The sequence below is a fragment of the Rhodopseudomonas sp. AAP120 genome (genome assembly GCF_001295845.1).
Taxonomy (GTDB): domain Bacteria; phylum Pseudomonadota; class Alphaproteobacteria; order Rhizobiales; family Xanthobacteraceae; genus Rhodopseudomonas.
Genome location: NZ_LJIC01000123.1, coordinates 1 through 5223, shown reverse-complemented (window position 1 = coordinate 5223; position 5223 = coordinate 1). Strand labels below are relative to the sequence as shown.

At 68.9% G+C, this 5223-nt stretch carries 6 protein-coding genes; 3 read left to right on the top strand and 3 right to left on the bottom strand.

The genetic code is table 11. The features are described 5' to 3' along the window. Both IP86_RS18780 and chpT read right to left on the bottom strand, forming a co-directional pair. Nucleotides 1-644: Hpt domain-containing protein (locus tag IP86_RS18780; RefSeq protein ID WP_197279884.1), on the bottom strand; the 644-nt coding region annotated here is incomplete at its 3' end. A gap of 196 nt (nt 645-840) precedes the next feature. Next, a complete protein-coding gene (gene chpT, locus IP86_RS18775; protein ID WP_054163956.1) occupies nt 841-1494 on the bottom strand; it encodes a histidine phosphotransferase ChpT in 654 nt (217 codons plus the stop codon). A 182-nt stretch (nt 1495-1676) separates the two neighbouring features. On the opposite strand from chpT, the gene IP86_RS18770 reads away from it, so the two are divergent. Then, the gene (locus IP86_RS18770) at nt 1677-2477 is read left to right on the top strand and encodes a 3'(2'),5'-bisphosphate nucleotidase CysQ family protein (protein WP_245290663.1); all 801 of its coding nucleotides are present in this window, start codon (nt 1677-1679) and stop codon (nt 2475-2477) included. 21 nt (nt 2478-2498) lie between these two features. Here IP86_RS18770 and IP86_RS18765 read toward each other — a convergent pair whose 3' ends face one another. Continuing rightward, the gene (locus IP86_RS18765) at nt 2499-3002 is read right to left on the bottom strand and encodes a YHS domain-containing (seleno)protein (RefSeq protein ID WP_054163954.1); all 504 of its coding nucleotides are present in this window, start codon (nt 3000-3002) and stop codon (nt 2499-2501) included. A gap of 112 nt (nt 3003-3114) precedes the next feature. Here IP86_RS18765 and IP86_RS18760 point away from each other — a divergent pair, with 112 nt between their 5' ends. Both IP86_RS18760 and IP86_RS18755 read left to right on the top strand, forming a co-directional pair. Continuing rightward, a complete protein-coding gene (locus tag IP86_RS18760; protein ID WP_054163953.1) occupies nt 3115-3708 on the top strand; it encodes a DUF1134 domain-containing protein in 594 nt (197 codons plus the stop codon). 240 nt (nt 3709-3948) lie between these two features. Then, nucleotides 3949-5196 (top strand): coiled-coil domain-containing protein, encoded by a 1248-nt coding sequence (locus tag IP86_RS18755; RefSeq protein WP_054163952.1) that lies wholly within the window; start codon nt 3949-3951, stop codon nt 5194-5196. Nucleotides 5197-5223 lie beyond the last annotated feature (27 nt).

Genomic DNA, 5223 nt, shown 5'->3' with positions numbered 1-5223 from the left:
GCAGGCGCCGGAGCCGGCGCGTCCTGCTGGGCGGCGGGCACCAGCGGCGGCGCCTCGACCTCGATTGCGGTCTCGCGGAAGGCGCGCTCCAGCTCGTCGAGCGAGACTTCACCCGGACGCAGCGGACGCTCCAGCGTCTGCGCCACCAGGGTGCCTTCAGCAACCGCGGGCTCGGCCGGCGCAGCCTCGGCGGGGGCTTCGGCCGCTTCGTCTTCGACCGCCTCGGCGAGCGGCGGCGCTTCGCCGAGCTCGGCGGCGAGTTCTTCCGGCGTGCGCATCGACAGGCGTTCGAGTTCGCCGATCAGGTCGCCATCCTCACCCTCGGGTTCGGCCTCGGTGGCTTCCAGCCCGCCGAGAATGTCCTTGATGCGGTCGATCGTGGTCAGGATCAGCGTCACGGCCTCGCCGGTCACCGGCATGCCGTCGCGGAATTTGCCCATCAGCGTCTCGGCCGCGTGCGCCAGCGCTTCCAGTCGCGGCAGGCCGAGGAAACCGCAAGTGCCCTTGATGGTGTGAACAAGCCGGAAGATATTATCGAGAATCTTCGCGTTGTTCGGCTCCTGCTCGAAGCGGACCAGCTGATTATCAACTGTGTCCAGGCTTTCGAAGGTTTCCGTCAAGAACTCACGGAGAAGATCGTCCATGTGCGCTGGCCTCTTTACGCGGGCGCACGGCAACAGCCGTGACCGAGTGATGGGGCCACTGTCTGCGGAAAGCGTTTAATATTGGTTGCGTATTGGGGGCCGACCGTTCCGAATGAATCCGAGTCGAACACGTACTAATACCAGGGAAGGCCCGTAACCGGGCCTTTACCATGTCGGTCCGGCGCTTAGCGCGCGCTCAGAGGGCGCTTACCACCAAGGTATCGCCCTCGGGCGCCAGCGACACCGTCAGGCCGCATGCTTCGGCCAAAAGTCGTGTGTAGTACGGCTGCACGCCGTGCGACTCGATCGGCCCGGAATGCTTGCCGCTGAGCATGTCGACGATCGCCTGCGGGGTGCGGACGTTGAGACCGGCTGCGATCACGCGGAACGACAGATTGTCGCCCTCGCCGACCGGGTCGATCGTCAGCGTGCCGCCGCGCGGAATGGTCTGCTGCGCGATGATCAGCATGTTGAGCAGCAGCTTGACGCGGTTTTTGGCGAGCAGCAGCCGCGGCAGATTCCAGGAGATCTTGGTCTTCTCGTCCTCGAGGTGACCGCGCGCCATGTTCTGCGCGTCGCCGAGATCGATCTGCGCGCCGGCCGAGCCGGCGGCGCCGAACGCCAGCCGGCAGAATTGCAGCCGGGCCGACGCGGTCTTGGCGCTCTTGCGGATCAGGTCGAGGGCGAAATCCTTGTCTTCCTGCTTGTTGCTGTCGTCCAGCACTTCCAGGCCATTGACGATCGCGCCGACCGGGCTGATGAGATCGTGGCACACCCGCGAGCAGAGCAGCGCCGCCAGTTCGAGCGCGTCGGGAGCGGGAGCCTGGACGGGAGTGGGACTGTCGGACATCGGTCTGCTCCTCGGAAGCCGCACGGGCTCGTTCAAACAGGCTCGTTCAAAACGAATCAGCCATGGTGCATGGCTTGATACACTGCGGCCGGTTGCGCTGCCAACATCAGGACCGGTGCGAGACCGGCCGGACAGGAGACCAGACGATGGCGACGGGGCGTGCGGTTGAACGGGAGCCATCGATGTCGCGCGACGACGCTCTGGCCTGGATCGCGCCGCTGACCGACCTGGTGCTGCGCGCCGGCGCCGCGATCCTGGCGATCGACCGCACCGGCCAGGTCGACCACAAGGCCGACGGCTCTCCGGTAACCGCCGCCGACCTCGCCGCCGACCGCGTCATCGCCGAAGGACTGGCGCAGATCGCGCCGGATCTGCCGACGCTGTCGGAGGAGCGCTGCACGCAGGGCCGGCCGCAAGCACGCAGCTTCTTCGTCATCGATCCGCTGGACGGCACCAAGGAATACGTCGCCGGCCGCGACGAATTCACCGTCAACCTGGCGCTGATCAGCGATGGCGAACCGCTGCTCGGCATCGTCGGAGCGCCGGCGCTCGGCGTCGTCTGGCGCGGGCTGGTCGGCCATGGCGCGGAGCGGCTGACCGTGACGCCGGACGGCGCCAGCTATACGACGGCGGCGATCCGCACCAGGCCGCTGCCGCCGCCCGGCCAGCCCTGGACGGTGGCGATCAGCCGATCGCATCTCGACGACGAGACCCTCGGCTTCATCGCGGCCCGCCCCGGCGCCGTGAAGGCGCAGATGGGCTCGGCGCTCAAATTCGGACGGATCGCCGAAGGCGCGGCGGACATCTACCCGCGGATGTCGCCAACCTGCGAATGGGACATCGCCGCCGGCGCCGCGGTGGTGATCGCGGCCGGCGGCAAGGTGACCGATCGGCATGGCGCGCCGCTGCGATTCGATGTGCCGCGGCCGAACTTCATCGTGCCCAATTTCATCGCCTGGGGCGACCCCAGCGCGGCGCCCTGAGCGGCGCGCGCCGTTGCGGCGCTACTCGGCGAGGGTCGCCTGCACGGCCGGCCATTGCTGCCGCGCCTGCTTGAGATACCGCTCGGGATCGGCCGAGAAGGCCGCGCGGCTCTCTTCGCGGTCGAACAGGAACAATCGCTGGCCGCTGACCAGCCACACCAGCGGATTGCCCTGCACCGGCACGCCGCGCGCGATCCCGACCGGATCGTAGCCGCCGAACTGCGGACCGTAGATCTCCGGATTGGCCACGAAGGCCGCCATGTTGGCGGCGTTGCAGAACCGCCAGATCGCGCCGCTCGCCGAAGCTTCGTAATCCGCCGCCCCCATCCGCGCCTCGCGATCGGTGAAATAAGCCACCGGATCGAAGCCGTCGATCGCCAGGCCGGTATAGCGATCCACCACCACCCGCTCGGTGGTCGCCGCCCGCAGCGGCGGCCAGGGAGCGACCGTCAGCAGCAGCGCGGCGAGCCAGATCGTGGCGAATCCGAGGCGCATTGCGTTCCCTTCCTGCCGTTCTGCCGTCATAGTTGAACTCGATAAGGTTCGAATCGTGGGGCTGACGCGCCACACTAGCCGGGGGCAAGTCAGCGCCCGGTTAAGGGGCGGGCCGGGGATCGAAGACCCAGGGGTGAGTTTGATGACCATCGTTTCACGTCGTGCTGCGCTGGCGCTGCTTGCGTCGGTGGCCTTCATCGTGCCGGCCTCGGCGCAGCAGCAACCGATGCCGCCGCGTGCGTCTGCGGGCCCCAATACCTACGGGCCGGATGAATTGACGGCTGCCGGCCACCGCTTCTTCGGCAACGTCTCGCGCGGGCTCGCCTCGGTGATCGAGCGCGCGGTCAGCCAATGGGGCCTGCCCAACGGCTATGTGCTGGGCGAGGAGGGCTCCGGCGCGTTCGTGGCCGGCCTGCGCTATGGCGAGGGCACGCTCTACACCAAGAACGCCGGCGATCTGCGGGTGTACTGGCAAGGCCCGTCGGTCGGCTTCGACTGGGGCGGCAACGGCGCCCGCACCATGACGCTGGTCTACAACCTGCCCTCCACCAACGCGATCTATCAGCGCTTCGGCGGCATCGACGGCTCGGCCTATGTGGTCGGCGGCTTCGGCATGACCGCCCTGACGGCCAACGGCATCGTGCTGGTGCCGATCCAGTCGGGCATCGGGCTGCGGCTCGGCGCCAATATCGGCTATCTGAAGTTCACCCCGACGGCGACCTGGAATCCGTTCTGACCGCGAGCACCATCCCCGTCCGCTATTCACGTTAACGCCGCAACGCTCTGGCGCTGCGGCCGCGCTCCGTGGCATGGTCCGGCCGGAATCTCCGGCCGGACGGCGACGTTTGCCCGGCGCCTCGTCCGGCCACGGCTCACCGCCCATCGGTTTCGCCATCTGACGTCGCGCCGGCGCAAGCCGCCTCATGGGCCGGCTCACACAGCGTTCCGCTTTCGGGATCTCGGGTAGGAGAACGTCATGGTCGAACAGATCATGTATCTGGCGATCGGCTTTCTGGCCGCGATGCTGCTCGCGCTGATGATCGCGCCGCTGGTGCATAATCGCGCGGTGCGGCTGACGACCAAACGGCTCGAGGCGGCGACGCCGCTGTCGATGGCCGAGATCCAGGCCGACAAGGACCAGCTCCGCGCCGAGTTCGCGATGTCGGCGCGGCGGCTGGAGATGAGCGTCGAACAGCTCCGCAACAAGACCACCAGCCAGCTCGCCGAAATCGGCCGCAAGACCGACGCGGTCAACCGGCTCAAGGTCGAACTCGCCGAGAAGAACGAAGCGATCCTGACGCTGGAGGCGCGCGAGAAGGCGCTGAACGAGCAGCTCCGCGCCACCGAGCAGGATTTCGCCGCCAGGACCCAGGAGCTGCGCGCCGCCGAAACGGCGCTGGCCGAGCGGCAGGCCGAGCTGGCGCGGATCAATGCCGAGCTTGCAGACCGTTCGATGCAGGCCGACACCCGGCAGGTGGAACTGGTGGCGGTCCGGACCCAGATCGAGGAGCTGCGCGCCCGCGTCGGCGAAGCCGAGCGCGAATTCACCGCGACGCAGACCCGGCTCGAAGCCCAGCGCGGCGAAACCGCCAGCACCAGCCGCGACCTCGTCGAGGCCCGCAGCCGTGCCGAACAGCTCGGCAGCCGCGTCTCAGACCTCGACCGCCAGCTCGTCGCCCAGGTCAAGGAAGCCGAGCAGCTCGGCACCCGGGTCGCGGCGCTCGAAGCCGAGAACGCCGGCCTGCGCGCCGCCGCGGCAGCCGCCGAACAGGAGTTGCAGCAGCTCCGCGGCGGCAAGGCAGCCCCCAAGGCGAAGACCACCGGCCAGGCCGATGTCGCCCGGCTGCAGGGCGAGAAGGCCGCACTCGAGCAGCAGCTGCAGCAGGCCCGCGACGAGCGCGCCGCCGCGCAGCGCGAGCTGGCGGCGATCCAGCAGCAGGCCGAGAACAACTGGGCGACCGAGCGGATGGAGAACGCGCTGCTGCGCGAGCGCATCAACGACATTGCCGCCGAGGTCGCCAAGCTGGCGATCACGCTGGAAGGCCCGAATTCGCCGATCGAAGCGATCCTGGCCGGCCAGGGCAGCGCCGCGCCGACGCCCGCCGCCAAGGCAACGGCCCGCCCCAACGGCACCGAGGCGCCGGCGCCGGTCGGCGGCGGCACGCTGGCCGAACGCATCCGCGCGCTGCAATCCCACGCCTCCCGCGCCCGCCAGATCGGCTGAGCGGCTCGAGGCGGCCGCGCGCAGACT

Bases quoted from the DNA above. Each gene is read 5' to 3' on its own strand.
- chpT (WP_054163956.1), bottom strand. From the start codon at position 1,494: ATGTCCGACAGTCCCACTCCCGTCCAGGCTCCCGCTCCCGACGCGCTC.
- IP86_RS18770 (WP_245290663.1), top strand. From the start codon at position 1,677: ATGTCGCGCGACGACGCTCTGGCCTGGATCGCGCCGCTGACCGACCTG.
- IP86_RS18765 (WP_054163954.1), bottom strand. From the start codon at position 3,002: ATGACGGCAGAACGGCAGGAAGGGAACGCAATGCGCCTCGGATTCGCC.
- IP86_RS18760 (WP_054163953.1), top strand. From the start codon at position 3,115: ATGACCATCGTTTCACGTCGTGCTGCGCTGGCGCTGCTTGCGTCGGTG.
- IP86_RS18755 (WP_054163952.1), top strand. From the start codon at position 3,949: ATGGTCGAACAGATCATGTATCTGGCGATCGGCTTTCTGGCCGCGATG.